The 24,901-nt window shown below is 69.4% G+C and carries 17 protein-coding genes and 1 tRNA gene; 6 read left to right on the top strand and 12 right to left on the bottom strand.

The genetic code is table 11. The annotated features are described in order from the left end of the window. A partial coding sequence (locus LW587_RS05355) for a DEAD/DEAH box helicase (protein WP_232628561.1) occupies positions 1-1,331 on the bottom strand: 1,331 nt, incomplete at its 3' end. Between the two features lie 442 nt (positions 1,332-1,773). Here LW587_RS05355 and LW587_RS05350 point away from each other — a divergent pair. Continuing rightward, positions 1,774-4,053, top strand: coding sequence for a primosomal protein N' (locus LW587_RS05350; RefSeq protein WP_232628560.1), 2,280 nt, complete (start codon positions 1,774-1,776; stop codon positions 4,051-4,053). 70 nt (positions 4,054-4,123) lie between these two features. Beyond that, a complete protein-coding gene (locus LW587_RS05345; RefSeq protein WP_232628559.1) occupies positions 4,124-4,486 on the top strand; it encodes an STAS/SEC14 domain-containing protein in 363 nt (120 codons plus the stop codon). Between the two features lie 66 nt (positions 4,487-4,552). Here LW587_RS05345 and LW587_RS05340 read toward each other — a convergent pair whose 3' ends face one another. The 5 genes from LW587_RS05340 to LW587_RS05320 all read right to left on the bottom strand — a co-directional run bounded on the left by LW587_RS05340 (position 4,553) and on the right by LW587_RS05320 (position 8,662). Then, the gene (locus tag LW587_RS05340; RefSeq protein ID WP_232628558.1) at positions 4,553-4,933 is read right to left on the bottom strand and encodes a hypothetical protein; all 381 of its coding nucleotides are present in this window, start codon (positions 4,931-4,933) and stop codon (positions 4,553-4,555) included. A 604-nt stretch (positions 4,934-5,537) separates the two neighbouring features. Beyond that, positions 5,538-5,789, bottom strand: coding sequence for a hypothetical protein (locus LW587_RS05335; protein ID WP_232628557.1), 252 nt, complete (start codon positions 5,787-5,789; stop codon positions 5,538-5,540). 69 nt (positions 5,790-5,858) lie between these two features. Continuing rightward, on the bottom strand, positions 5,859-6,491 hold the full coding sequence (locus LW587_RS05330) for a cysteine hydrolase family protein (protein WP_232628556.1): 633 nt from the start codon (positions 6,489-6,491) through the stop codon (positions 5,859-5,861). Positions 6,492-6,534: 43 nt separating this feature from the next. Continuing rightward, complete coding sequence (locus tag LW587_RS05325) at positions 6,535-7,707, bottom strand: zinc-dependent alcohol dehydrogenase (RefSeq protein WP_232628555.1); 1,173 nt, start codon at positions 7,705-7,707, stop codon at positions 6,535-6,537. Positions 7,708-7,894: 187 nt separating this feature from the next. After that, positions 7,895-8,662 carry a TerC family protein gene (locus LW587_RS05320; RefSeq protein ID WP_232628554.1) on the bottom strand — a complete coding sequence of 256 codons (768 nt, stop codon included), beginning with the start codon at positions 8,660-8,662 and terminating at the stop codon, positions 7,895-7,897. An 822-nt stretch (positions 8,663-9,484) separates the two neighbouring features. Between LW587_RS05320 and LW587_RS05315 the strand changes: the two genes are divergently transcribed. Beyond that, the gene (locus LW587_RS05315) at positions 9,485-10,960 is read left to right on the top strand and encodes a methyl-accepting chemotaxis protein (RefSeq protein WP_232628553.1); all 1,476 of its coding nucleotides are present in this window, start codon (positions 9,485-9,487) and stop codon (positions 10,958-10,960) included. Between the two features lie 109 nt (positions 10,961-11,069). On the opposite strand, the gene LW587_RS05310 is transcribed toward LW587_RS05315, so the two are convergent. Further along, a tRNA-Glu gene (locus tag LW587_RS05310) sits at positions 11,070-11,144 on the bottom strand. Positions 11,145-11,277: 133 nt separating this feature from the next. On the opposite strand from LW587_RS05310, the gene rlmB reads away from it, so the two are divergent. Continuing rightward, positions 11,278-12,102, top strand: a complete 825-nt coding sequence (rlmB, locus tag LW587_RS05305) for a 23S rRNA (guanosine(2251)-2'-O)-methyltransferase RlmB (RefSeq protein ID WP_232628552.1) — start codon at positions 11,278-11,280, stop codon at positions 12,100-12,102. Between the two features lie 4 nt (positions 12,103-12,106). Here rlmB and LW587_RS05300 read toward each other — a convergent pair whose 3' ends face one another. Continuing rightward, a complete protein-coding gene (locus LW587_RS05300) occupies positions 12,107-13,654 on the bottom strand; it encodes a CYTH and CHAD domain-containing protein (protein ID WP_232628551.1) in 1,548 nt (515 codons plus the stop codon). A 367-nt stretch (positions 13,655-14,021) separates the two neighbouring features. Further along, positions 14,022-16,529, bottom strand: coding sequence for a TonB-dependent receptor (locus LW587_RS05295; protein ID WP_332839821.1), 2,508 nt, complete (start codon positions 16,527-16,529; stop codon positions 14,022-14,024). Between the two features lie 386 nt (positions 16,530-16,915). Between LW587_RS05295 and panC the strand changes: the two genes are divergently transcribed. After that, positions 16,916-17,773 carry a pantoate--beta-alanine ligase gene (gene panC / locus LW587_RS05290; protein ID WP_232628549.1) on the top strand — a complete coding sequence of 286 codons (858 nt, stop codon included), beginning with the start codon at positions 16,916-16,918 and terminating at the stop codon, positions 17,771-17,773. A gap of 322 nt (positions 17,774-18,095) precedes the next feature. Next, positions 18,096-20,201 (top strand): TonB-dependent siderophore receptor, encoded by a 2,106-nt coding sequence (locus LW587_RS05285; RefSeq protein WP_232628548.1) that lies wholly within the window; start codon positions 18,096-18,098, stop codon positions 20,199-20,201. A 157-nt stretch (positions 20,202-20,358) separates the two neighbouring features. Here the strand turns inward: LW587_RS05285 and LW587_RS05280 are convergent, their stop codons facing one another. The 3 genes from LW587_RS05280 to LW587_RS05270 all read right to left on the bottom strand — a co-directional run bounded on the left by LW587_RS05280 (position 20,359) and on the right by LW587_RS05270 (position 24,793). Beyond that, positions 20,359-22,197, bottom strand: coding sequence for an NADPH-dependent assimilatory sulfite reductase hemoprotein subunit (locus LW587_RS05280; RefSeq protein ID WP_232628547.1), 1,839 nt, complete (start codon positions 22,195-22,197; stop codon positions 20,359-20,361). Between the two features lie 205 nt (positions 22,198-22,402). Next, positions 22,403-24,178 carry a diflavin oxidoreductase gene (locus LW587_RS05275; RefSeq protein ID WP_232628546.1) on the bottom strand — a complete coding sequence of 592 codons (1,776 nt, stop codon included), beginning with the start codon at positions 24,176-24,178 and terminating at the stop codon, positions 22,403-22,405. A 111-nt stretch (positions 24,179-24,289) separates the two neighbouring features. Next, entirely contained in the window at positions 24,290-24,793 is a 504-nt protein-coding gene (locus LW587_RS05270; RefSeq protein ID WP_232628545.1) for an Lrp/AsnC family transcriptional regulator, read from the bottom strand. Between the last annotated feature and the right edge of the window lie 108 nt (positions 24,794-24,901).

Raw genomic sequence — 24,901 nt, 5'->3', positions numbered from 1 at the left:
TGGCCGCCGCGTCCGTCCTGACGCGGCTCGGCACGCTGATCGCGTCCCGGCTGGCCGCCGGGGCGACCCCCACGGGCCTCCGGTCCGCGCCCGCCGCCGGGGCGGCCCTGGCGCTGGCCGGGCCGGCCCTGGGGCTGGCGGGGCGGACGGCGCTCTTCCGCCGCCGCCGTGTCGGCCGCCTCCTGACGGGAGGGGGCGACGAAGCCCTCGGGGAAGCTGACCACGGGCACCTTCTGGCGGATGATGCGCTCGATGTCGCGCAGGTAGGCGCGCTCCTCGTCGTTGCAGAACGAGATGGCGAGGCCCTCGGCCCCGGCACGGGCCGTGCGGCCGATGCGGTGGACGTAGCTCTCCGGCACGTTCGGCAGGTCGTAGTTCACGACGTGGGTCACGCCCTCGACGTCGATGCCGCGGGCGGCGATGTCGGTCGCCACGAGCACCCGGCTGGAGCCATCACGGAAGGCGGCGAGCGCCCGCTCGCGCTGGGGCTGGCTCTTATTGCCGTGAATGGCCGCGCCGGCGATCCCAGCCTTCTCGAGGCCGCGCACGACCCGGTCGGCGCCGTGCTTGGTGCGGGTGAAGACGAGCACGCGCTCGATCTTCGGGTCGCGCAGCACGTGGTTGAGCAGGGCCTGCTTGGCGCCGGTGTGGCAGAAGATGACCTGCTGCTCGACGCGCTCGGCGGTGGTGGCCACCGGGGTGACGGCGACCTGGACCGGGTTGGACAGATACTGGTCGGCGAGCCCGGCGATGTTCTTCGGCATGGTGGCCGAGAAGAACAGGCTCTGGCGCTGGCGCGGCAGCATCTTCACGATGCGCTTGAGCGCGTGGATGAAGCCGAGGTCGAGCATCTGGTCGGCCTCGTCGAGGACGAGGATCTCGACGCCTTCCAGCGTCAGCGCCCGGCGGTCGACGAGGTCGATGAGCCGGCCCGGCGTGGCGACGAGGACGTCGACGCCCGGCGCCACCGCCCGCTCCTGCCGACCGATGGTCACGCCGCCGAAGACGACGGTGCTGGTATAGGGCAAATGCCGGCCGTAATCGGAGAACGACTCGGCGATCTGGCTGGCGAGCTCACGGGTCGGCGAGAGCACGAGCACGCGGCAGCCGCGACGCGGGGCGCGGTTCGCGCTGAGCGACAGCCGATGCAGGATCGGCAGAGCGAAAGCCGCGGTCTTGCCGGTGCCGGTCTGGGCGATGCCGCAGAGATCGCGGCCTTCCATGGCCGGCGGAATCGCCTGCGCCTGGATCGGCGTCGGCGCCGTGTAACCGGCCTCCGCGAGAGCCCGGAGCACGGGCTGGGCGAGGCCGAAATCGGTGAATTGGGTCAAGTCGGTACTTCTCGAAGCAGCGGAACCCGTGGGTCCGGCGAAACGCGCGGACGTGAGATCGGGTCCGTCGGTGCGGAGAGACTGCCCGCGTGATGGGGCGGCCTGGGGTGCATGCACGTTGAAGAGAGGGGCCGGGGCGCACCTGAGAATGGCGCGATCCGTCACGCAGCCCCCTCAAGCGGCATGGTCGCCGCTGACGCTGCACCCGCGATATGAGCCGTTGCACCTGCGAAGTCAATGGAGATCACGGATGCCCAAACGTTGCCGTTCGGGGCGATGTCCGGACGCCGTAGGATCGGCGCCGTGCGGGCTTCTGGTTGTATGCCAAGCGCCGGTCCGGGAACGAATGACCCGAGATCCACCCTTGATCGACGGAACCGGGCGGCCGAGAGTACAGATGCAGAACGAAACCGCTTCCGCTCCGGTCCCCGCGCCCCACCCCATGCCCGCCGTCGCCGACATCCTGATCCCACTGGCGCTCGACACCGCCTACAGCTACGCCGTGCCCCCCGGCCTGACGCTGGTGCCGGGCGATATCGTCCAGGTTCCGCTCGGGCCGCGCGAGACGATCGGCGTGGTCTGGGGCCTCGACGCGAGGGCCTCGGGCGGCAATCTCCGGCCGGTCACGGGCAAGGTCGACGCCCCTCGCCTGTCGGAGCCGCTTCGCAAACTCGTCGACTGGCTCGCCCGCTACACCCTGGCTCCGAAGGGTTCGGCGCTCGCCATGGCCCTGCGCCTGCCCGACGAAGCGGCCCAGCGGGAGGCACCCCGGATCGGTGTGCGCGCGGCGGGCCGGCCGCCGTCCCGGCAGACGCCGGCCCGCGGCAAGGTGATGGCGGTCGTCACCGATGGCGGCGTGCGCGGCAAGAGCGCGCTCGCCCGCGAGGCGGGCGTGTCGCTCAGCGTGGTCGACGGGCTGATCGACGACGGCGCGCTGGAAACCGTGGCGCTCGTCCCCGAACCCGTGGCCCTGCCGCCCGACCCCGATTTCCCCCGGGTGCCGCTGTCGGACGCGCAGAGCGCGGCCGCCCACGCCTTGAGCGCGGCGTTCGACGCCTTCCCCCGGCCGATTCCGGACAGACCCGAGACCAGCCGGGACGAAGAGCGCGGCGGCTCGGCCGTCGAGGCGGCGAAGGCAACGGGCGATGGCGGGGGAGCGGTGCCCGCCTCCGGGCCCGGCGGCACCATCCTCCTCGAAGGCGTAACCGGGTCGGGCAAGACCGAGGTCTATTTCGAAGCCGTGGCCGAATGCGTGCGCCGGGGTGGGCAGGCCCTGGTGCTGATGCCGGAGATCGCGCTCACCGCGCAGTTCCTCGACCGGTTCAAGGCCCGGTTCGGGGTGCGTCCGGCCACCTGGCATTCGGGCATCGGCGGAAAGCGCCGCGAGCGCATCCGCGCGGGCGTCGCCGCGGGGGAGATCGCGGTGGTGGTCGGCGCTCGCTCCGCCCTGTTCCTGCCGTTCGCGCGGCTCGGCCTCGTCGTGGTCGATGAGGAACACGAGAGCGCCTACAAGCAGGAGGACGGCGTCCATTACCATGCCCGCGACATGGCGGTGGTGCGCGGGCGCCTGGAGGGATGCCCCGTGGTGCTCGCCTCGGCGACGCCCTCCATCGAATCTTTGGTGAACGCCCAGATCGGCCGCTACCGCCACGTCTCGCTGCCGGCGCGGTTCGGGGGGCGGTCCCTCCCGCGCATCGCCGCGATCGACATGCGGCTCGACAAGCCGGAGCGCGGGCGCTTCCTGTCGCCGCCGATGGTCAATGCCGTGACGGCAACCCTCGCCGAGGGCGATCAGGCCCTGCTGTTCCTCAACCGCCGAGGCTACGCGCCGCTCACGCTGTGCCGGGCCTGCGGCCATCGCTATCAGTGCCGCAACTGCTCGACCTGGCTCGTGGAACACCGCTTCCGTCGGGCGCTCGTGTGCCACCAATGTGGATATGCCGAACGCAAGCCCGAGGCCTGTACCGAGTGCGGTGCCTTCGACCACCTCACCCCGTGCGGCCCCGGGGTCGAGCGCATCGCCGAGGAGGTCGCCGAGCTGTTTCCGGAGCGGCGCGTTGTCGTGCTGTCGAGCGACTTCCCCGGCGGCGCCGAGCGGCTGCGGCAGGAACTGGAGACGGTGGCGGCCGGCGAGTGCGACATCGTCATTGGCACGCAGCTCGTGGCCAAGGGCCACAATTTCCCGCACCTGACGCTGGTCGGCGTGCTCGACGCCGATATCGGCCTCACCTCCGGCGACCCGCGGGCGGCGGAGCGCACCTTCCAGCTCCTGCAGCAGGTGACCGGCCGGGCGGGCCGTGGCGAGCGCCCGGGACGCGCTCTGGTCCAGACCTACCAGCCCGACCATCCGGTGATCGCCGCCCTGCTCTCGGGCGATGCCGAGCGCTTCTACGAGGAGGAGATCGCGTCCCGCGAGGCGGCGGGCCTGCCGCCGTTCGGGCGGCTCGCCGCGCTCATCGTCTCAAGCGAGGAGCGCGAGAAGGCCGAGGCGCATGGGCAGGCCCTGGCCCGGGTCGCCGACCCGCCGCCAGGCCTCGCGGTGCTGGGACCGGCCGAGGCGCCGCTCGCCTTGGTGCGCGGGCGCTGGCGCTTCCGGCTGCTCGTGAAGGCCGAGCGCGGCATCGACGTGCAGAGCTATCTGCGGGACTGGCTGGCCCGGGGGCCGAAGCCCCGGGGCAACCTGAAGGTTGCAATCGACGTGGACCCGCAGAGTTTCCTATAATCCGCCGGTCGCCGCAGGCGCGAGGCCTCTTCCGGGCCGCGCGTCCCGGGCCATTCAGGAGCGTCCTGCCTTGCTGACCTACGAGAAGAAGCCCGATTCCGCCATCGCCGAGATCGTGGTCGACGGGAAGATCACGGACGAGGAGATGAACGCGGTCATGACCGCGATGAAGGCCGACCTCGACAAGGGCGGCCGTCTCAAGCTTCTGGAAGACGTGCGCACCTTCGAGGGTATGGAGCCCGCGGCCTTCTTCAAGGACCCCCGCTTCGGCCTCTCGATGATGAAGGGCGTGAGCCACGTTGCACTCGTGACCGATGCGACCTGGCTGCGGGCCCTGGCCGAGACCTTCGGCTTCGTCTCGCCGGTGCAGATCAAGGTGTTCGAGCGCGCCCGGATCGCCGAGGCACGCTCCTGGCTCGAAAGCGCTGCCTGAGGCGGCGCTGCCGTCCTCGTCCGATCCCGGGACGGGGACGACCGACCGATCCGGCCGAGCGAGCGCTCAGTCGGCCTGGGCCGTGCGCAGGGTGTGACGGCGGGCGGTCCAGCGACCGCTGCACAGGCCGCCCGAGACCCGCCATGTGCCCGCACCCGAGCGAACCTGCAACCGTCCGGAGGCCGTTCCGTTGGCCGCCGCCGTCGCGACGTTCAGCCCGACGCCGCCATCGGCCCCGACGCGGCCGGTGACCGTGGTTCCGTTCGAGGAGGCCGTCGTCACCGGCCGGACCTGACCGCCCTGCACGCTCAGGGTGTAGACGTATTGCGCGTCGCAGAGCCCGCTCTCGGTCACGAGCTGGACCGACCACGTTCCGTCGAAATCACTCGCCGCCGCCGGAGCGGCGATGAAGGCGGCCAGGACGGCGGAGAGGGCAAATTTGGTCATGCGTCATCCGGGTCAGCGACGAGGGACCGGCCACCGGATGCGCCGTCGCCTGCGCTCCGAACCGTCGATCTGTGGGATGTCCGCACCATACCCGAACAAGAGGCGAGAATATGACGGCTTCCCATGGCAGGGTTTCCGACAAAGCACGCCTGTTCGTGGAACCATCTACGCGCAGGCGCGACGCAAGTTCCGCGAAGTGCACTATTTCTCTTGATTTTATAGTGAGACAAGCTTGGCAGGACAAAGTCTGTATCCGGCGATCCGGTTACGGCACGGGGTCGCCTTTGTCCAATGCGATCGAACGCCCCCGGCTGCCCGCGAAACTGGTCCCACCGGTCGCCCCCGAAGGTTCCGGATCTCGGAATAAGCGCCAGCGGCACCGATCCGAGGCTGCGTGAGAAAGGGGGACGGTCCAGATCGGCCGATCGTCTCGAGCGAGCCGATGGTCGCGCCCGCGCAGCGCTGCTTCGACAATGGTGCGCTCAGGCGCCGACGAGCGGGTCAACCGCTGCGATGACGGGAGTCGGCACGGGCGCTGGCAGGAAAGCTGAAAGACGCACGACGGCCTGCCAATCGCGCGTCGATGGCAAGGGAAAGCCGTCGTTCAGGCCGAAGGCTCGGCGAGGCGGGCCCGGTGCCGGTCGAGGGCGTTACGCAGGCTCGGCATGATGGGCGAGGTGGCATCGAGGCTGGCCACCGCGTGGACGAGCCGGTCGAGGGCCTGAACCTGGGCGTCGAGGCCCTGGATCGGCGCCAGATAGGCCCAGATCGCCTCGTCGGCCTCGCCGACATGGGCGGGGGGCTCGGAAGCGAGCAGATTCGCGAAGATGTCGAGGGTGGTGTCGAGGCTGGCCACGGGCGATCCGTCCTTGGGAAGTGGGATCGGCAGCGGTCCGGCTGCGATGCCGGGCCGCTGCCGATCGGATCAACGGGTCGGGGAATCCGGGGCCGGCCAGGCATCGAGGATCTCGGCCGTCGGCGCGGTCTCGATCTGCGTGCCGAACCGGCTGTGATACAGGAACATCATCGCGTCGTAGGTCGGGTCTGCCGAGGAGCAGACGCCGTCGCAGGCAACGATCACCCGATAGCCGCGATCGACCGCGCCCATCACGGTGGCGAGCACGCAGACATCGGTCTCGCCGCCCGTCACCACCAGGGTATCAATGCCGTCGCGCGCGAGTGCCTCCCCGAGTTCCGGCCCCATCCAGGGCGAATAGGCGCGCTTGTCGACGATCCGGCCCGGGGGCGTGAAGCGGGTCAGTTCGGGCACGAGTTCGATCATCTCGGGGCCCAGTGCCTTGAGGGTCATCCCCGACCAGCGTTCGTAGTAGCGCTGCCAAGTGCCCTCCGCCTCCTGCGCGGTCCGGGGCGGCACGAACCGCGTGAACACCGTCCGCGCGGCGTGGGCCGCGCAGAGCCGTTCCAGGTTCGGCAGGATGCGGGACAGCCAGGGGGTGTGCCAGTCGGTCTTCTCGGCGAAGAGCCGTTGCGCATCGACGCAGAGATGCGCCGCCCGCGCGCCGAGATCTCCGAATTTCAGCCCGTCGTCGCCCGCCATCCTCGCGCTCCGCTTGCCCAATCCCACCCTCGCGAAGGTCGCGTCAGTTCGGGTGGAACACGACCTTCACGCAGCCGTCCTTCTTGTCGCGGAAGGTCTTGTAGAGGTCGGGACCGTCCGACAGCTCGGTCGAGCGGTGGGTGATCAGCGAGCTTGTGTCGAACCGCCCTTCCTGGATCAGCTTCGTGAGCGGTTCGAGATAGCGCTTCACGTGGGTCTGGCCACTCTTGAGGGTCAGGCCCTTCTGGACGATCGCGCCCATATTGACGGGGATCGGCCCGCCATAGACGCCTGGCACCGAGACGATGCCGCAGGGGCGCACAGCTTTGATCGCTTCCGTCAGCGCATAGGGTCGCTCAGTGGAGGTAAGCGTCTCCTGGAGCGTCGCGATCACCCCCGAAAAGCCGTGGCCGCCGCTCGCTTCCATGCCGACGCAGTCGATCACCGCATCGGCGCCCTCGCCATGGCTGATCTCCTTGATGCGCCCGAACACGTCCTCCTGCGCGAAGTCGATGAGGTCGGTGGCGCCGTATTTGCGCGCCAGGGCGAGACGCTCGGGCACCGTGTCGATGGCGATGACACGCTCGGCGCCCATGATCCGGGCCGATTGGATGGCGAACAGGCCGACCGGCCCGGCGCCCCACACGGCGATGATCTCGCCGCCCTGGATCTCGCAATGCTCGGCCCCCTGCCAGCCGGTCGGCAGGATGTCGGTGAGGAACAGGACGGATTCGTCGTCCATACCGTCGGGCACTTTCATCGGCGCCACGTCGGCCATGGGCACGCGCACGTATTCGGCCTGACCGCCCCAGTAGCCGCCGGTGATGTGGCTGTATCCGAACAGGCCGGCGGTCGTGTAGCCGAACTGCGCGGCCGCCATCTCGGCGTTGCGGTTCGAGCGCTGGCAGACCGACCAGTTGCCGAGCCGGCACTGGCGGCACTCGCCGCAATTGATGTTGAAGGGCACGACGATCCGGTCGCCCTTCTTGAACTTGGTGAAGCCCGGAGCGGTCTCGACGACCTCGCCCATGAATTCGTGGCCGAGCACGTCACCCGACTTCATGGTCGGCATCTGGCCGTCCATGAGGTGGAGATCCGAGCCGCAGATCGCGCAGGACGTCACCTTGATGATGACGTCGCGACTGTCCTCGATCGTCGGATCGGGCACCGTGTCGCAGCGGATATCGCCTTTACCGTGCCAGCATAGGGCCTTCATCGAACGTCCCTTCCGCGGTCGAGCCGATGCCTCTCGGGGCATTGTCGGAAGGTATCCCGCCGCGTCGCGGCCAAGTTCCGTCGAGGCAGCGGCGCCCCGACGCGCGACGGGGACCGGCAGCAGGCCCGCCGGTCCCCGTCGCAATGTCGATACCTGCCGATTCCGGTCGCGGCCGGGATCGGATGCGTCAGACCGGGCCGGTCTTGTCCGCCGGAAGCACGGCGTGGTCGTGGCCGCTGCGGCGCTTGCGCAGCAGGAGGCCGACCCCCAGCACGATCGCGGCACCGATCGCGGCTGCGCCGTAATGCAGGAGACCGACGCTCTTCAGCTGCCCCTCGAAGTCGGGATTGGGCACCACGTATTGCGGCAGGTGCGGCTGGATCTGCTGGAGGAGGAAGCTGTCCCCGACGAGCATCTCACCCGCGATCCAGCCCAGCAGCGCGCCGCCGGCCCAGACGATGACCGGGAAGCGCTTCAGCAGATCGGAGATCAGCGTGGCGCCGAACACGACGAGCGGGATGGAGAGGAGCAGGCCGAAGATGAACAGCTCGTAGTGGCCCCGCGCCGCGGCGGCGATGGCGACGACGTTGTCGAGGCTCATCACCGCGTCGGCGATGACGATCGTCCACACGGCCTTCCAGAGGTTGCCGCTCGTCGCGATGTCGGATTCGTCTTCCTCCTCGCCGGAGATGAGCTTGATCGCGATCCAGAACAGCAGGAGGCCACCGACCACCTTGAGGAAGGGGACGTTCAGCAGCACCGAGATGAGCGCGGCGAAGACGATGCGCAGGAGGACCGCGGCGCCGGCGCCGAGCCAGATGCCCCACTTGCGCTGTTCCGGCGGCAAGCCGCGCACCGCCATGGCGATGACGACGGCGTTGTCGCCCGACAGAAGCAGATCGATCCAGACGATCTGTAGGACGGACAACCAGAAGGTCGGTGAGGAGAAATCCATTAGGCGGTCTCGGATCGGAGGTGGGTGGAGGCGCCTCGGCGCCGGGATGGCCAACGGGCCCGCCGCCTCGCTGTCCCGCTCCGGCACCTCTCGAACGAAGCGTCCCCACCGTCACCCGAGGCACCCCGCGCGCGACGGGCCTTTCTCGGTCACGTCGGTCGCAGCGGTCGTCGAGCCCGTTTCGGTTCCTGCGGCGTCGCGCATCGCGTCGCCACCTCCTCGGAGGTCGGGCGGGCCTCTGTCAAGCAAGGAGGAAACAACCGCTTGTTTTTGTTAACCCCTCCGCTCCTCGACGGCGGTCCGCGCCTCCGGCGTGGAGGTTCTGCGCGAAACGCGGCGGCAGCGGCACGCCGAATACCGGCGGCACGCGCCGGAACAGACCGACAGGGACCTGCCGGTCCCCGGGGCGATTCTCGCCGACGCGAAACCGGGAAGCCATCGGGCGGCGAACCTGGTGCCAGGTCTCGAGGGCCTGCGCCCTGGCCATGCGGCGCCCGGACCGGCCGGCAGACACCGTCGGCCTGAGGCGGAATGGCCCAGGCGGAGCAGCCTCGAGCCATGCCCCATCCCGTTGAAACGTCTGCACGACACTCAGCCTTCGTTGTGTCGCCCTCTGTTGAGTCAAACCGGCATCCACATCGGCGGAGAACGCGCTCGTCTTCCAAATAGAGGTTCGGCGGACAACCACAGGGTCATTTCCCCCGGCCCCCGGCCCTCGGCCACCTGCCCGGTCACGGATCTGTGTAAGGGGTTATTTACAATCTCATAATAAATATTTGCAATAAAATGCCATCTACGAGCGGACCACCCGGGGGACGAACCTTGTCGCTTTTTCACTCCGACCTGGACTTCGTCCTCGCCGCCCTCGACCGCTCGCAAGGTCGGATCGAGTTCGCCCTGGACGGCACCATTCTCAACGCCAATGCCAACTTCTTGACTCTCGTCGGCTATAGCCTGGAAGAATTAAAGGGGCGCAAGCACGCGATCCTGATGCCGCCGGCCGAGCGCGAGAGTCCCGCCTACGGCGCGTTCTGGGACGCCTTGCGCCGCGGCACGTTCCAGTCGGGGGAGTTTCGGCGCGTCGGCAAGGACGGCCAGTCCCTCTGGATCCAGGCCTCCTACAACCCGGTGCTCGATCGGAGGGGACGCCCGGTCAAGATCCTGAAGGTCGCGAGCGACATCACCGAGCAGACCAAGGCCAACATCTACTCCGAAGGCCAGATCGCAGCGATCAACCGCTCGCAGGCGGTGATCCATTTCACGCCGGACGGCACCATCACCGATGCCAACGACTTGTTCCTCACCGCGTTGGGCTACCGGCTTGAGGACATCAAGGGCCGCCATCACAGCCTGTTCGTCGACCCGCAGGAGGCCGCCGGCGCCGAATACGCCGCCTTCTGGACGTCGCTCGCCGGGGGCGCCTTTCGGGCCGGCGAGTTCCGTCGGCTGGCCCGGGGCGGACGCGAGATCTGGATCTACGGGAGCTACAACCCGGTCTTCGACCGGGACGGCAAGGTCTGCGCCGTGGTGAAGTTCGCCAGCGACGTGACGAACGCGGTCTCCGACCGGATTCGTCGGGCGGCGGGCCAGCGGGCGATCAAGAGCGACCTCGGCGACATCACCCTGGCGATGTCCGACGTGTCCCGGCAGGCGCAGGAGACCGCGGAGGCGGTCGCCCTGACCTCCGACAACGTCCAGGCGGTGGCCGCGGGCTCGGAGGAGTTCGCCGCGTCGATCTCGGAGATCAGCCGCCACGCGGCGCAGGCCAAGGGCGCCTCCGACGAGGCCGTGGCCCGGGCCGAGGAGGCCAGCGGCATCGTGGTCGGCCTCACCTCCGCCGCGGAACGCATCGGCGAGGTGGTCTCGGTCATCCGCTCGATCGCGGACCAGACCAACCTGCTCGCCCTCAACGCCACCATCGAGGCGGCCCGCGCCGGTCAGGCGGGCCGGGGCTTCGCCGTCGTCGCCACCGAGGTGAAGGCCCTCGCCAGCCAATCCTCGCGCGCCACCGAGGATATCGGCCACCAGATCGCGGCGGTTCAGGACTCGACGAGCCGGGCCGTCGAGGCGATCCGCGCCATCGCCTCGACCATCGCCAACCTGTCCGAAATCTCCATGAGCGTGTCCTCGGCGGTCACCGAGCAGGCGGCGGTCACGCAGGAGATCTCGACGAACATGCAGACGGCAGCCCGCAACGTGGAGGCCGTTCGTCGCAACGCCGTGGGCATCGCCGACGCCGCCGGGGCGATCGACGCCTCCGTGCAGAAGGTGACCGAAGCCGCCCGGGCCATCGCCTGATTCGCAGCGGACCAGGGGGAGGCGCGGTGACGCTGTCGCCGCGCCTTCACAGGTCCGGGGCAATGCGCCTGCCGCGCGAAAGACGGGATTGTGGGAGAAGCCGCGCCGCTGGCGCGCCCTGCGGGAATCGAACCCGCCTTTTCAGCGTGAAAGGCTGACGTCCTAACCGATAGACGAAGGGCGCTGGCGCGAGGCCTGCGGCTCTATAATCAGGTTGGGGCGCGACGGCAACGGTCTGTGACGGCTCGAAGCGACTTGACGGGGACGGGCGGGTCGTTTTCTCCCCGGGGACCCTCTTGCCGCGAAAGACCAAGCCCATGACGCCGCCGCGCGACGGTCCGGCCAAGCCCCCGAGAGATCGCTCTCCGGGATACAAGTTCCGTCCGCGGCCGCCACAGCGGCCCGGCCCCACGCCACGGGAGGGGCACGACCACGTCGTGCTCTATGGCTGGCATCCGGTCTCGCAGGCGCTGGCCAATGCCGGGCGGCGGTTCCACCGGCTGCTCGCGACCGAGAACGCGCTCCTGCGTCTCAAGGAGACGCTGCCCGATCTGCCGGTCGAGCCGGAGATTGTCCGCCCGAGCGCGATCGACCGGCTGCTCGGGCCGGACGCCGTGCATCAGGGCCTCTATGCCGAGGCGGATCCGCTCGACGCCCCGGACCTCGAGGCGATGCCGGACGACGCGCTGCTGCTGGCGCTCGATCAGATCACCGATCCGCACAATGTCGGCGCGATCGTGCGCACCGCCGCCGCCTTCGGCGTCACCGCCATCGTGACGACCGCGCGCCACTCGCCCAACGCCACCGGCGTTCTGGCGAAATCGGCCTCCGGCGGGCTGGAGCACGTGCCGCTCGTCATCGTGCGCAACCTCGCCGAGGCGCTGATCACCCTGTCCGAACGCGGCTTCACCCGCATCGGGCTCGATTCGGACGCCGAGACGCCCCTCGATGCGGTGGGGCCGCAGCGCCCGGCCGTGCTGGTGCTCGGGGCGGAGGGCAAAGGTCTGCGCCAGCGCACCCGGGAATGCTGCGACGTTCTGGTGCGCATCGACGCGGTCGGAGCGATCCGCAGCCTCAATGTGTCGAACGCGGCGGCGATCTCGCTCTACGCCCTGACGCGGCCGGGCGCCGGCATGCCCTGACGCCTCAGCGCCAGAACGGGCGCGCCTCGGCGAAGGCCGCATGCGCCCGTGCGGCCGCCCTCAGGCGCGCATCCGAGCGGGCCTCGACATCGGCAGCGACGAGGCCGGCGGAGACGAGGACGGCGTCATCGGGGAAGCCGGCCACGCCCGGCCGGTCCGGCGGCGTCAGGTCGGCACGGATGGCGTGGGCGGTGGCGATGTCGTTGAGCGCGCCGAGCTGGTCCTGCAACGCCGCCAGGGCCGCCACGAAAGCCCGGTGGCGCTTGGCGGCCTTGCGGTCGTCGGCGTAGAGCGCAGCGAAGAACTCGGCGCCGTAGCGCAGCTTCTTGGCCTCGATGCGCACGCGGTGGCGCGCCTCCGGCTCCAGCCGGTCAAGACGGCGTCCGCGGGTGCGGACGCGGCGGCGCAGGCGCTCGAGCATGGTGGCCGCGAAGTCCCGGGCAGGCCCATCGCGTTCGGCCGGGCCGCCCGCCCCGCGCCAGGGGCCGGCCTCGATCCAGGCGACGAGGTCGATCATCAGGCCACGCCAGGCCGGACTGTGAAGGATCGCCGCGACGGCGTCGTGGGCCGCCTCGCGCGCGCCGCCGACCAGGGCGCGCAGGTCGTGCAGGCCGGGGTCGTCGGGACGGCGCTCGATCTCGGGCGCCAGCGTCTCGGCGAGGAAGACGTCGAGGTTGCGGGCCCGGCCGAACGGTTCGGTCACCCGCTTGACCTCGTCGCGCAGGACCTCGGCGGTCGCGTCCCCGGCCAGGATCGGCCGGAACAGCGTGAAGGCCGAGCGCAGCCGGCGCAGGGCCACCCGGACCTGATGCAGCGCTTCCGGATCCCGTCCCTGCCGCAGCACCGCCTCGTTGACGCGCAGATGGCGCAGGCAGGCCCGTGCGATCGCGGCGAAGGCCTCGCCGGCGCTCGCCTCCGGATCGAGGGTCACAACGCCCGGCTTGCTCGGGCGGTGAAGGCGCCCTTCCGCGAGGGCCCAGCCGCACTCGTCCCCCGTCGCCCGGGCGAGCCGCAGCGGCACGGTCTCGGCCAGCGCCTGGGCCAGCGCGAACAGATCGACCGCCTCGCCCTCGGTGAGCGCGAGCGCCGCCGCGCCGACCGGGGCCTCGCCGTTGGGGGATTCGATGCGGCCGCGATCGAGGGTGACGGTGATCGCGGAGGCGCCGTAGCGGATCGTCCGCTGCGTCCGCTCGAGTCGGGTGGAGAAGCGGGCGGCGAGCGCGGGCGCGTCGGCCCGCTCCAGCACCTCCGCCACCGGCGTCTCGGCGAGGGCGTCGTGATCCGGGTCGGGGCCAGTGATGGCGCGCTCCCACCGGGTGCCGGGCCCCGCCTGCACGGTCTGGACGATGCGTTCGCCGTCCGGTCCGGCCTCCTGCGACACGAGCAACGCGAAACCGGCGGCGCGCAGATCGCCCGCGTCGGTGTCGTAGCCGGTGGCCTGGAGATGCACCGCTCGTTCCTCGGGCGCGTGGAGCAGCGGATGGGCCGCAAGCGCCAGGAGGTCCGGCCCCTCACAGTCGAGCGTCAGCGCGATCTCTCGGAGAGACGACATGGTCGCGCGGTCTTTCTTCGTTCGCGCCGCGTTTCCGAGCCGGCCGCTGGCGGCATCCCGCAGGAGGCGGGTGGCCCGGTGACGTAACGGGCGCGGGCATCGTCGGCCTGTCCCCGCCGGGACGATAACAGCAGGCTGGAACCCCCGTCATCTCGCAGATTGACAACCATGGGTGCGGTGTCGCGGTCGGCCCGGCCTCCCGGGCGGAACGCGTCGGGCGCCGGTGCCGCGGCCTGGTCCGAGCGCCGCCCTGCCCTTCCCCGATCGAGGCGCCCGACGAAGAAGCGCGGCGGTCGGTCCCCCGACGCCGCGCTTCCCCCGTCTCGTCGTTGTGATCAGGCCGGGCCCAGCGGGCCCGGACCCGTCCTCAGCCCTTGCGCACCAGCGGCTCGATCACGGGCGCCGGCGGCGGCGGAGCGAACAGGATGCGCAGGCCGCCGAAGGCCGCCACCGGCGCGCCCGGCGCGAGGCTGCGATTGTTCGAGGCGTTCGGCACCGAGATGATCGGAACCTCATCGACGGGTGAGAAGGTGCCGAAGGTCGCGTAGCGGCGGTTGAGCGCGTTCTCGACGTAGCCGTAGACCTCGATGTTCTCGGACACGCGATAGCTGGTGTTGAAGCCGACCACCGCGTAGTCGCCGGTCGTCTTGTTCAGGTTCGACGGGTCGCCGACGAGGAACTTGCCGGTGGCGAAGCGGGCGAGCGCACCGACCCGCCATTCCGGCGTGACCTGATACTGCACGCCGAGCTTGACCTGATGCGGCGCGACGCCGGGCAGGCGGTTGCCGGGGCGGACCTGCACGGTGCCGCCCTCGTCGCCCCCGGCGCTGTTGAACGGGTTGCCGGGCGCGGCGAGCTCGATCGGCGTCTGGAAGGTCGCGTCGACATAGGCGTAATCGACGAAGGCGGTCCAGTTCGGCGCGTTGTAAGCGAGGCTGACCTCGGCGCCCTGGCGCTTGGTGGAGCCGACGTTGCGGAAATAGGCCCGGCCGATCGTGTCGGGCGCCGGCACGAACAGGATGTCGTCGTCGTTGCGGGTGCTGAAGAAGCCCGCCTTCCAGGAGAAGATGCCGCCGAACAGGGAATCGGGCTGCGGGATGCGGCCGCGGAAGCCTGCCTCGACGGTGCGCGACACCACCTGCTTGAGCGGCGGGTCGCCGACGAAGAAGTTGGTGAGCGAGCAGGGCGCCTGCGGATCGGCGCAGGACAGCTCCGCCGGGGTCGGAGCGCGGTTGGCCTCCGAGTAGCCGCCGTAGACGTTGAGGTAGTCCGGGATGATCTTGTAGGCCGCGCCGATGCCGGGGTTGAAGCGCTGGAAGTAGTGGTCGCCGTTGAGCGCAGTGCCGATTTGATCCTTCAGCACGATATGGGCCATGTTGAAGCGGCCCTGCAGCGTCAGGGTCAGTCGGTCGGTGATGTCGGTGATGTTCGAGAAGTAGATGCCGCCGTAATCGTTCGAGGTGCGCACCGAAACGGGGGTGATGATGCCGTCGTCGCTCCGGACGACGAATCCGGGCGTCTGGAAGCCGCGGTCGAAGGTCAGGCCGCCGATCGAGTTGTCGGCGGTGAACCGCGTCCGGCCGCCGTCATAGGAGCCGCCGAGGACGAAGCGGTTCGGCAGGCCGAACAGCGTCTCGCGCACGGTGGTCTGAATCGTGGCGCCGAAATTGTCCGTGTCGGTGCGGGTCTGGTTCAGGAAGGCGTAGGGCCCGCCCTCGTCGAAGCGGTCGGCGAAGATCGGGTTGACCGAGCCGAAATCGAAGGTGCGGATCCGGTTGGCCCGGATCCGGTTGCCGCTGCGGTCACGCAGGAAGAACTGCTCGTCGTCGGCGCCCTCCGAGCACAGGAAGCGCTCGTCCGCCTCGCAGTTCTCCACGTCGGCGGCGTCACCGTTGGCGGTGCGCTGCTTGAACAGTCCGTAATAGGCGTTGCCCTGCACGCTGATGGTCGGGGTGATGTCGTAGGTGCCCGACAGCTGGAACCGGAGGAAGTCGTTCTTGGTCTGGTCCGGATAGGTGAAGACGTCGTTGTACTTGGCCGCGAGCAACTCGACCGGGGCGGTGCCGTTGCCGGTGAGGCTGTTGCTGGCGCCGATCACGTTGAAGTGGAACTCGCCCTTGTCGGCGAGGACGCCAAGATCGGCGTAGATCTGGTTGAGGCGCGAGGGGGAATGCTTGCGCCAGCCGTCCTCGCCGAGCTTGTTGCCCGCGACGTAGAAGCCGATATTGTCGACGCGCTGGCCGTGCTGGAAGGCCACGGCACCGCGGCCGAAGGAGCCGCCGAGCAGGTTGATTTCGCTGCCCTGGTAGGTGAAGCCGTTCTTCAGCGTCACCGCCAGCGCTCCGCCAAGCGCGTTGAGGCCGAAGGCGGGGTTCGATCCCTCGAGCTCGATCCGGTCGACCGCGATGTCGGGGATGAGGTCCCACTGCACGGTGTCGCCGAACGAGGTGTTGAAGCGGGTGCCGTTCACGTAGACCGCCACGCCCTGAGGCGAGCCGCCGAGCGGCGACGCCTCGAAGCCACGATAGGTGATCGTGGGCTGGAAGGGGTTGCCCTGCGCGTTGTTGATGCTGATCGAGCCGATCCGCTCATCGAGCGCCCGGATCGCGCTCGGGAATCCGACGCGGTTGATGTCGGCCGAGGTCAGCACCGAGGTGTTCTGCGGAAGCTTGTCGCGCTCGACGCCGTCGAGCACCGAGAGCGTGCGCGGCCCTGCCGACGTGGGCGCAGTAATGACGCGGCGCGGTGCCGCGACCGGCGTGTTCGACACGACGCTGATCTCGTCCAGCGTGACCGCCGCCTGACCGCCCTGCGCCAACACCTGCCCCGGAAGCAGCGCAACCGATGCGATGAGGCTGCCTCGCAGCACTCGCAATGTCATTCCCCAACCCTTGTCGTTCGTGCTCGCCGGCTCTTCGAGGAGCCTTGCCAGGATGTTGCCCAGGCCTCGGGGGGGCCACAATCGCTCCAGGGTCTCTGTCGGAGCTTTTATGATGCGACCCTCAAGCTTACTGTCTCCGCGTGGTGTTATGGCAACATCTTTCTCACGGCCTGACAGACACTTACGGACAAAGAGGCAGAGCATGTCGGGATCATTCGGCAATGATCCGGGATCTCGGCTCGCCGCTCCCGAACGCGACCCGTTGGCCCGCGGGGATCGAATCGTGGCGGTCCGGGTCCCGGCTTGGGGCGTGGGAGACTGGCGCCGGGGCTCCGCGCCGCCTACCTGATCGGCGCGCCGTTCCCGCCGCGAGCCGTTCCATGCCCGACACGCCCCTCCGCTTCGACGATCTCGACTCCCTGCGCCGCACGGTCGCCGCGTGGCGGGGCGCGGGCGAGCGGATCGTGCTCGTGCCGACCATGGGGGCACTCCATGCCGGGCATCTCGCCCTGGTGGCCCATGGCCGGGCGATCGGGCGCCGGGTGGTGGTCAGCATCTTCGTGAACCCGACCCAGTTCGGTCCGACGGAGGATTTCTCCCGGTATCCGAGGGACACGGAGGCCGATCTCGCCCGGCTGGCGGAGGCCGGGGCCGACGCGGCGTGGCTCCCGAGCGTGGCGACCATGTACCCGGACGGCTTCGCCACCCGCATCGAGCCGGGTCCCGCGGCCGGCGGGCTGTGCGGCGATGTCCGGCCCGGCCACTTCTCCGGCGTCGCGACGGTGGTGACGAAGCTCCTCAACCAAGTCGGGCCCGACATCGCCCTGTTCGGCGAGAAGGACTTTCAGCAGCTCCAGGTGATCCGCTCGGTCGTGCGCGACCTCGACATTCCGGCCGAGATCGCCGGGGTGCCGACCTTGCGCGAGCCGGACGGCCTCGCCCTGTCCTCGCGCAACCGCTACCTCACCCCGGACGAGCGGGCGCGCGCCCCGCGCCTCCATGCGACGCTCGCCGAGATCGCCGAAGGCCTCGCCCGGGGCGCGGCGGCTCATCCGCTCCTCGCCGAGGGAATCGCGGCGCTGGAGGCGGCGGGGTTCGGACCGGTGCAATATCTCGAACTGCGCGATGCGCGGACGCTCGCGCCCCTCGCCCGGGCCGAGCGGGAGGCGCGGCTGCTCGTGGCGGCCTATCTTGGCAAGACGCGGCTCATCGACAACGTGGCGGTTCTGCCCGCCTGACCACCCGCGCCCGCGGGTCCGGCCAGCCCTCTGCGGGCGCGGTCGCAGGGACCGGCGACCGCCTCGGAGCGGGCGCCGATGGAATTACTGTGCCGTAATTCGCCTGAACTCGACTACAATCATGAAAAATCGATCCTGATTTTCATTTCGTATTTGTTTATTTATAGTACTTCTAAAAGATAAAATTTGATTTTTGACACAAACGCGAAAATACCGGCCGCCGATCCCGACAACGAAAGTTGGATTGATGCGCGGCAATTGCTTTATAGTGCAGAGACGTAACCCGACTGCACTTCTTTTTATACTGGTTTCGACCACGAGCATGATCCTGCCCCAGGGCGGCGCCCGGGCCCAGGCCGCGCCGCCGGATGCCGCGCTGGAAGAGATCAGCGTGATCGGCGAGGGCGGCGCCACGACCGGCTACCATCCGCGGCGCAGCCGCTTCGGCGCTGGCGCGGACACGGCCCTGCTCGACACGCCGGCCAACATCGTCGTGGTGCCCCAGGCGGTGCTGCGCGACCAGCGGGTGCTCAGCCTGGACGAGGCCCTGCGCAACGTCAGCGGCATCGCCCAGACCAACAGCCTCGGTGGCACGCAGGAGGGCGTGGTCCGCCGCGGCTTCGGCACGACCCGCGACAGCTCGATCCTGCGGGACGGACGCCGCACCGTCCTCCAGCAGAACTTCAGCCACACCATCGAGCGCGTCGAGGTGCTCAAAGGGCCGGCCTCCCTCCTCTACGGTATCTCGGAGCCGGGCGGGCTGATCAACCTCGTGTCGAAGCGGCCGCTCTTCACGCGGCAGAACAGCCTCGACGTCACCACGACGAGCTTCGGCGGCGCGATCGTCCAGTCGGATCTGACCGGCCCGATCGAGGGGACCAATCTCGCCTACCGGATCGTGGGCGACGTGCAGGACTACGATTACTGGCGCAACTTCGGCACGATCCGCCGACAGATCGCGGCCCCTTCGTTGACGTGGCGGGGCGACGACACCACCGTCACGGTCGGCTACGAGTTCGCGCATTACAACATCCCGTTCGACCGGGGCACGACCTTCGATCCCCACACCGGCCGCCCCGTGCGCGTTCCGCGGTCGCGGCGCTTCGACGAGCCCCTGAGCCGGGTCGAGGCGATGAGCCATCTCGGCAGCCTCGACGTCGACCATCGCTTCAACGACGACTGGGCGCTGCATCTCGGCTTCACCGCGAGCAACCTCACCTACGACGACAACCAGATCCGTCCGGTCGCCTACGACCCGGTCACCGGCCTTCTCACCCGCCGGGCCGACGCGACCCGCGGCGCCGATTTCAATGCCCAGGTCGCCCGGGCGGATCTCGTCGGACGGTTCGAGACGCTGGGCCTGCGCCATGACCTCCTGGTCGGGGCGATGCACGAGCGGGTCGATTACTATCGCCGTTCGAGCTACCGGGGCGCCAACCAGGGCGGCTTCAGCGTGTTCGATCCGGTCTATGGCCAGATCGGAGCCTCCGACCGCCTGTCGCTTCCGGCGAGCAACAACCGCGACCGGCTGATCAACACGAGCCTCTACCTGCAGGACTCGATCCACCTCACCGAGAGGCTGATCCTGGTGGCGGGCGCCAGCGCCCAGTTCTACGACCAGCTGGCCTATGCCGGCGTTCCGGCCAAGGTCTCGACGGATCTCGAGGGGATCAAGCCGCTGCCGCGGGCCGGCCTCGTCTACAAGCTGGCGCCCAACCTTTCGGTCTACGGCAGCTACACCCAATCCTTCCGTCCGAACGTGACCGACCTCGACCGCACCGGGCCGCTTCAGCCCGAAGAGGGCACGGCCTACGAGGTCGGCGTCAAGGCGGAACTCGGAGCCGGCCTGCTCGTGACCGGCGCCTTCTTCGACACCGAGAAGAGCAACGTCCTCGTCACGCAGGTGGTCGACGGCGTCCGCACCGCGTCGACGGTGGGACGGGCCCGCTCGCGCGGCTTCGAGCTCGACATGGCCGGGCAGATCCTGCCGGACTGGGCGGTGATCGGCAGCTACGGGTTCACCGATGCCATCGTCACCGAGGATCCGCTGCTCTCCAGGAACCGGCTGCTCAACACGCCCCGGTCCACGGCCTCGCTCTTCGTCACGCACCAGCTCGGACGCGTGACGCCGGCCATGAGCATCGGATCGCTGAGCCTGAGCGACGGCTTCCTCGAACTGGGATTCGGCGCGCGCTATGTCGGGAAGCGGCCGGGGGATGCGGGCAACACCTTCACGCTGCCCGATTACGTCGTCTGCGACGCCTTTCTGAGCTACCGGACCAGCATGAACGGCCTGCCGGCCGCGCTTCAGCTCAACCTGAAGAACGTGTTCGACGAGACCTATTACCCGTCCGCGGGGGCCAGCAACGTCCTGGTGGCGGTCGGCGAGCCCTTCCAGGCGATGATGACGGCCCGGGTCTCTTGGTGAGATCCGCGGCCGGGGCGTGTCCAGGATGAGCGGGCCGCCCCATGAGACGAGAGTCTCATGAGACGGGAGCCCCTCGAGACGGGGCATGGGTCGACCAGGGGGTTGGAGATCGGCGGGCGCCCACGGCCCGCCCTCGCCGGCCCTGGCCGAGGCCCGGTCAGGCCGCCCGCAGCGGCCCCGTGCGCTCGTGGAAGTCCGGCCCGTTGCCGGTCTTCGCGACGAAGCCCGCGCGGATCACGAAGTCGCCGAAATGCTCGCCCTTCCGGCGGTCCCGGGCGTAGGCCGCAAACAGCGGCTCCAGCGTGTCCTTGATCTCGCCCGCCGTCACGTCCTCCCGGTAGAGCTTGCTCAGGCGAGAGCCGTCGAAGGCGGCGCCGAGATAGAGGTGGTAGCGCTCGGGGCCGCGGCCGACGAGGCCGATCTCGGCGATGAAGGGCCGGGCGCAGCCGTTCGGGCAACCGGTGGAGCGGATCGTGATCTCCTCGTCCTGCAAGCCGTGCCGGGCGAGACTTTCCTCCAACTCGGTGAGAAGGTCGGGCAAGTAGCGCTCGCTCTCGGCCAAAGCCAGGCCGCAGGTCGGCAGCGCGACGCAGGCGAGCGCGCTGCGGCGGATCGCCGAGGCGCCCCGGGTCAGGCCATAGTCGTCGACCAGCGCGTCGATCTCGGCCCGCTTGTTCGCCGGCACGTTGGCGATGATGACGTTCTGGTTGCCGGTGAGCCGGAAATCGCCCTCGTGAATGCCCGCGATCCGGCGCAGGCCCGTAAGGAATTGCGGGCCCCCGTCGATGTCCTTGATGCGGCCCGAGGGCACGTAGAGCGTGAGGTGGTGGCGCCCGTCCTCGCCCTCGACCCAGCCGTAGCGGTCGCCGTTGCCCTCGAAGGTGAAGGGCTTCGGCTCGGCCAGTGTCTTGCCGATCCGCGTTTCGACCTCCGCCCGGAAGGCGTCGAGGCCGAACCGCTCGATCGTGTATTTGAGCCGGGCGTTCTTGCGGTTCTTGCGGTTGCCCCAGTCGCGCTGGACCGTCATCACGGCCTCGGCGACCTTGAGGGCATCCTCCGGCTTGCAGAAGCCCATCACGTCGGCGGTGCGGGGGAAGGTGTCGGTCTCGCCATGGGTCATGCCCATGCCGCCGCCGACGGTGACGTTCCAGCCCGTCACCCGGTTCTTCTTGTCGAGGATGGCGATGAAGCCGAGGTCGTGGGCGAAGATGTCGACCTCGTTCGAGGGCGGCACCGCCACCACGGTCTTGAACTTCCGCGGCAGGTAGGTCTTGCCATAGACCGGCTCGACCTCCGCCGCCTCCTCGCCGCCGACCACGCGCTCGCCGTCGAGCCAGATCTCGCGCCACGCCCCGGTCTTCGGCAGCAGGGTGTCGGAGATGTCCTTAGCGAGCTGGAGCGCGGCCTTGTGGGCGCCGGCCTGGGCCGGGTTCGTCGCGGCCATGACGTTGCGGTTCACGTCGCCGCAGGCCGCGATCGTGTCGAGCAAAGCCGCGTCGATCGCCGCCATGGTGCGCTTGAGGTTCGACTTGATGACGCCGTGATACTGGAAGGTCTGGCGCGTGGTCGCGCGCAGGGCCCCGCCGGCATAGGTCGTGGCGATGTCGTCGAGAGCCAGCCACTGCTTGGGCGTCACGACGCCGCCAGCGATGCGCAGGCGGATCATGAAGCTGTAGGCCTTCTCGAGCTTCTTCTTGGTGCGCTCCGCCCGGATGTCCCGGTCGTCCTGCATGTACATGCCGTGGAACTTGACGAGCTGGCCGTCATCCTCGGAGATCGCGCCGGTGGCGTGCTTGAGGAGCCCGTCGGCCAGACCGCCGCGCAGGTAGCCGCTGGCGATCTTGAGATGCTCGTTATGGGCAAGGCCCGCGGCCTTCGCGGCCTCCGCATCGGTGATCGGCCCGCTCGTCGGCGGCGCCTCGTAGCGGCGGGCGCCCGCACCGGGGGTCTCCAGGGCGGGGCCGTCAGGGGTGTCGATCGGCTTGTGGTCGTCCATGGCGATGATCCGTTTCGCACTCGGCCCCTCCCTCTCGGGGAGGAAGGGGGGCCCTCGCATCGGCGAGGGTCGGGAGAGGGAAGCGCCCTGTCCGGAAAAGTCTCGACAGCACGGTCGGCGCCATCCGCGGCGCCGTTGCGCTGCCCCTCTCCCGCCTCGCTGCGCTCGGGCCCCTCCCCCGCCGAAGGGGGAGGGTGGGTGGTGGTCAGTAAACGTCCTGCTGGTAGCGACGGGCGCGTTCCAGCGAAGCGACATGCGCCTCGGCGTCGGCGCTGCTCAGGCCCTTCGCGCTCTCAAAGGCGCGCACCACGGCCGCGCGCACGTCCTTGGCCATGTTCTTGGCATCGCCGCAGACGTAGAACTGGGCGCCGCCGTCGAGCCAGGCCACCAGTTCGGCGGCGTGCTGATCGATCCGGTCCTGCACATAGATCTTTTCCGGCTGGTCGCGGGAGAAGGCCACGTCGATCTTCGTGAGCGAGCCGTCCTCCAGCGCGTCCTGCCATTCGAGCTGGTACAGGAAGTCGTGGGTGAAGTGGCGGTCGCCGAAGAACAGCCAGGAGCGGCCGGGGGCTTCCGTGGCGCGGCGCTCCTGCACGAAGGCGCGGAACGGCGCCACGCCCGTGCCGGGACCGACCATGATGATGTCGGTCGACGGGTCCGACGGCAGGCGGAAATGCTTGTTCGGCTTCACCCGAACCCGCAGCTTGGCCCCGTTGGCGATGCGATCGGCCACATGGACCGAAGCGACGCCGGATCGCGCCCGGCCATGGGTCTCGTAGCGCACAGCGGCGACGGTCAGGTGCACCTCGTCGCCCACTTCCCTGCGCGAGGAGGCGATCGAGTAGGCCCGCGGCGGCAACGGCCGGGTGACGGTGTTGAGGTGCTCCGCGCTCAGCGTCGTGGGAAAGCGCTCGATCAGGTCGATCAGGTGGCGCCCCTCGATCCAGGCCTTCACCTCGCCGCTCTCCACGAAGGCCTGCGCATCCGCGTGGCCGGTGGCCTTGGCGAAGCGCTCGACGGTGGTGGGCGAGAGCGTGGTGATGTCGCGCTCGGCCAGCAGCGACCGGCGCAGGCCCTCATCCCCCGACAGCCCGGTCGCGCGCAGGATCTCGTCCACGAGCTGCGGGTCGTTCTCGGGGAAGATCTCCAGCGAGTCGCCAGGCTCATAGGCCGGCGCGCCGTCCGCGAATTCGAGGGCGAGGTGGATCGTCTCCTTGTCGGAGCGGGAGGAGTTGAGATTCACGTGGTCGATCACCTCGACCACCACCGGTTCGCGGCTGACCTCGCCGTCCTCGTCCTCGGCGGCGGCGCGGAAATCGACGGCCACGACGTTGTCGGCCGGGACCTCCGCCGGCGCCAGCGCCTTCAGCGCACCCTTGATCCAGGCGGCCGCCGGCGTCTCGAAATCGAGATCGAGGTCGGCGCGGTCGTAGGCACGCCGGGCGCCGAGGGCCTCGAAGCGCGCGTCGAGCGCCTTTCCGATGGCGCAGAACTCCGCGTAGCTGGTGTCACCCAGCGCGAGCACCCCGAAGGCCACCCCTTCGAGCCGCGGCGCGGCGTCGGACATCAGCTCGCCATAGGCCCGCACGGCGCGGGCCGGCGGCTCGCCCTCGCCCCAGGTGGCGGCGATCGCGATGATCTTGCCGGCCTTCGGCAGCGTGGCGAGGTCGAGCTCGGCGAAATCGACGATCCTCGGCTTGAAGCCCTGTTTGCGGGCGAGCTTGCTCACGTCGCTGGCGAGCTTTTCGGAATTGCCCGACTCCGACGCGAACAGGATCGTCAGTGGCTCGGAGGCCTTCGGGGGGGCCGCGGGAGCGGGCGCGGCGGCGCCGGGCTGGCCGGCGGCGGCGTCGAGCCCGGCGAGGAAGCCGGTGAGCCATGCGCGTTGGATCGGCGTCGCCGCGCCGAGCGCCGCGTCGAGATGGGCCCGTTCCTGGTCTCCGAAGGGAGCCGTGCGGGGGAGGATCGCTTGCCTGGACATTATGATGCCATGTCGTCCGCCGGGGCGCCGCTGTCAACGGAGAAATGTCCGTTTTAAAGAACGCCCGAGGAAGAGAAGGGATTGTTCGTTGCTGCGGCGCCGAAAGGAAGTTTATTCTCCGACCACCGCGAGCCGAGGTTCGACCCGCCGCCGCGCCGGTGGGGCCGGCAGTGGCAGGGCCGTGGTTGATTTCACCTTCTCCATGGCGAAGCGGGAGGTGACGTTCTTGAGCGGCAACGTACCGATCAGGTTCTTGTAGAAGGTGTCGTAGGCCGCCATGTCGGCCACGACGACGCGCAGCATGTAGTCGACGTCGCCGGCCATCCGGTAGAATTCGAGCACCTCCGGCATGGCGGCGATCCGGTCGGCGAAGCGCTCCAGCCAATCCTTCGAATGGTCGGCCGTCTCGATGGAGACGAAGACGGTCAGGCCGAGCCCGAGCTTGACGGGATCGAGGACGGCCACGCGCCGGTCGATCACGCCGTCGGCCTCGAGGCGCTGAATGCGCTTCCAGCACGGGGTCTGCGACAGCCCGACCTGCTCGCCGATGGCGGCGATGGAGAGCGTGGCGTCCTTCTGCAGAAGCGCGAGGATCTTCAGGTCGATCGAATCCAAGGGCGGCCTCTCTGAAGGGACCTGGAGGATGCCCGAGCGGAGCCGTCGGCTGGACGCTTGAGCGAGAAGATTCTTTTGTTTTGAGCAACGAACCGCTGCGACAGCCGT

It is taken from the genome of Methylobacterium sp. Leaf118 (genome assembly GCF_920984675.1).
Lineage (GTDB): Bacteria > Pseudomonadota > Alphaproteobacteria > Rhizobiales > Beijerinckiaceae > Methylobacterium.
Note: the sequence above shows the minus strand (reverse complement) of the source record. Positions and strands in the feature narration are given on the sequence as shown.

Coding starts and splice junctions, on each gene's coding strand:
- LW587_RS05350 (WP_232628560.1), top strand. CDS start 1,774: ATGCCCGCCGTCGCCGACATCCTGATCCCACTGGCGCTCGACACCGCC.
- LW587_RS05340 (WP_232628558.1), bottom strand. CDS start 4,933: ATGACCAAATTTGCCCTCTCCGCCGTCCTGGCCGCCTTCATCGCCGCT.
- LW587_RS05330 (WP_232628556.1), bottom strand. CDS start 6,491: ATGGCGGGCGACGACGGGCTGAAATTCGGAGATCTCGGCGCGCGGGCG.
- LW587_RS05325 (WP_232628555.1), bottom strand. CDS start 7,707: ATGAAGGCCCTATGCTGGCACGGTAAAGGCGATATCCGCTGCGACACG.
- LW587_RS05320 (WP_232628554.1), bottom strand. CDS start 8,662: ATGGATTTCTCCTCACCGACCTTCTGGTTGTCCGTCCTACAGATCGTC.
- rlmB (WP_232628552.1), top strand. CDS start 11,278: ATGACGCCGCCGCGCGACGGTCCGGCCAAGCCCCCGAGAGATCGCTCT.
- LW587_RS05300 (WP_232628551.1), bottom strand. CDS start 13,654: ATGTCGTCTCTCCGAGAGATCGCGCTGACGCTCGACTGTGAGGGGCCG.
- panC (WP_232628549.1), top strand. CDS start 16,916: ATGCCCGACACGCCCCTCCGCTTCGACGATCTCGACTCCCTGCGCCGC.
- LW587_RS05285 (WP_232628548.1), top strand. CDS start 18,096: ATGATCCTGCCCCAGGGCGGCGCCCGGGCCCAGGCCGCGCCGCCGGAT.
- LW587_RS05280 (WP_232628547.1), bottom strand. CDS start 22,197: ATGGACGACCACAAGCCGATCGACACCCCTGACGGCCCCGCCCTGGAG.
- LW587_RS05275 (WP_232628546.1), bottom strand. CDS start 24,178: ATGTCCAGGCAAGCGATCCTCCCCCGCACGGCTCCCTTCGGAGACCAG.